This window comes from Rhizobium sp. CG5 (assembly GCF_023701945.1).
Lineage (GTDB): Bacteria > Pseudomonadota > Alphaproteobacteria > Rhizobiales > Rhizobiaceae > Allorhizobium.
Genome location: NZ_JABAEF010000047.1, coordinates 1 through 2462, shown reverse-complemented (window position 1 = coordinate 2462; position 2462 = coordinate 1). Strand labels below are relative to the sequence as shown.

Below are 2462 nucleotides of genomic sequence, written 5' to 3'. Positions count from 1 at the left end.
ATCCTCCAGAGCATCGACGGCCCAAAGATTCCGATCAGCCATCGCATCAAGAAATGCGCCTGGAACGACGACTATCTCATCACCGCTCTCGGCCATATGCGATAGCCCTGCCCCTTGAGGGGGAGGGTTGGGGAGGGGAAAGCTGCGGGCTGCGACGGCCGATCCGCCTCGCCGCCGTCATCGTCGGGCTTGAGCGGAGGATCTATTACCGTCGCCGCATCGGGTTCCAACCCATCATCCGCGCCAAGCTTGCCACCGGCTCCGACCGGCCACAAGGAGGGCCGCACCAAGTGCAATACGGGCGAACGGGCCGATGGGGCGTCTCCCTTCGCCCTTTTAAGACCGCGAAATGGTTGCGGTAGCTGGTTGCCCACGTGGTATAGGCATGAGGCGCGGTACAACCGAGAAAATACGTATTACAATGCTAATATTCCATCGCTCTTGGCCGTGACCTCCCGGTCCTTCCTAACCGACTCGTCACACTTTCTTTTTGCGAATACAACCTCTGACTTCAAACTCTGAGAAAGTCCGGCAAGATTTTTAGCTATATTACTACCATCAACGAGGTCTAAAAATGAACACGTGCGCATGTCGGCTGAACGTTTATTGCCAACTATATCATAGTAACAAATATTATTGCCTATATCTATCTTTACGTGAACTAATTCTGCAGATTTGGTCAATACAACCTTCATATGATTCCGAATCTTCCTCGCAATTCCAATTAAATCGGAATGATCTATTTTATCGCCCTGACGTTTAAATGGAATTTCTAATTTAAACATTGAAACAATAGGATCTAAAAACTTATAAAAATCATTTTTTACTTCGACGTTGTAGCCAAGGACGACGTTATCTGCCCGAACCGGAATAATCATCTCGATTAAACAGTTAAGTTCACGCAAAAAATCGATACCTGAAGCTTTTAGTGCGTGATTAATCTGAGATTGGTAGATTTTATAATTTGGTATTATATACATTCTGCTTATCACATCAGGCGACATCGAGTGCATCATGTTAAATACGGAGTCAGATCTAACCACAGGGAGCATTTTTATTACTTCTGACACTTTATCCGGAAAATAGTGAGTAGCCGCGTATGCACAGAAATACTCCTGGAAAGACCGATGAATAAAAGAATATTGGTCGCCATCCCTATAGACAAGATTGACTGACTCGACACACTCCTTAAGCAGCGCCTCAGAATCGAAGTTCACACGCGATCTAATTTTTACCTTTTCTAAATAATCTATGACCTGATCGTGGGTAAAGGTATGAGTCATGTCCGAGTAGGAGAGTAGGCAGAACAATGAGAAAGCATTGACGAAGTCACTCTCACTCATTTGTACGTAACGCTTGCGTTGGAATCCTTGCTTCGACGCGTCATGTAGCGTGTATAGGGTCTGAAATGCATAGCGATAAAATATGTGGCGACTGTCTGGAACATACCTAATCTGAAGGTATGTCATAAGCATCATCAACGTAAGGAGAGGTGTTGAGAATAGGTGCTTGTAATCCTCATAGCGCTTCTCAAGAATCTCGCTCAAAAATTCCTTTTTTATGTCGCGGTCAAAGTCAACTTTCTCGATAACCTCCCTAGCTTGATCTTTATTGAAATCCTGCGCCGTATACGTGTGGAACTCAAGCCATGAATGGAATCTCTCGTCAGCTCGGCTCGATACAAGTATGTGACACGATGGGTAGGCACTGGCCAGTTTCAGTATTTGGGTCTGCATTTCCAGTCGGTAACGCTCCGGCACTTCGTCAAAGGCATCCAAGATAATGGCAAAGCGACCAAGTCTTAACATTTCCCGAAAGAGATCGTCCGGTATGGGCTTGCTTTCATGGGTGAGAGACAGCCTCAGGTAGGTCTCAAGATTTTGTACAGACAGGTCATTGAGATTTCTGAGTTCGCAGTATATCGGAATTCTTCCCTGCCCATTCTTATAGTATGACCTCCAAAGATATTTGCAAAATATAGTCTTTCCAATGCCACCAAACCCCAAAACGACAACACGCTGTCCGTCTCTAACGCGCTGACAAAGCTCATCATCCCCGATTAATTCCTTCCCGCATCGATATCTACCCTTTACGTATATTTGATCTATATCGACTGGCCGCTCCTTATTTACAATTGTTCTGACATTAGCACAAACACGATCCGTACTATCAAGATAGGTTTGAAAGTTCTCGAAGTACAGATCATACTTTGACTTTATCTTTATCGGGACGTAATTAACGACGCCGGCTATCAAATCTTTGGTTAGTGTCGTAGATACCCCGATTGCGACCTTATTCATGTCAAGTTCAGTCATTGGTCCCTCCCCTTTTCAGTTTTTCTGACATTTCCATGAGCCGATTTCAACTAATATAGCGCACTAGAATCTGTCATTTACACTGGGTTGCATCTATCCGGGCAAGCCCACCCCACTTCCATTTGCAAATTCAGCCCCCCACCAGCC

At 45.3% G+C, this 2462-nt stretch carries 1 protein-coding gene; it reads right to left on the bottom strand.

The features are described from left to right. Nucleotides 1-416: 416 nt before the first annotated feature. Complete coding sequence (locus tag HGO38_RS30940; protein ID WP_250959625.1) at nucleotides 417-2315, bottom strand: NACHT domain-containing protein; 1899 nt, start codon at nucleotides 2313-2315, stop codon at nucleotides 417-419. Nucleotides 2316-2462: the final 147 nt, after the last annotated feature.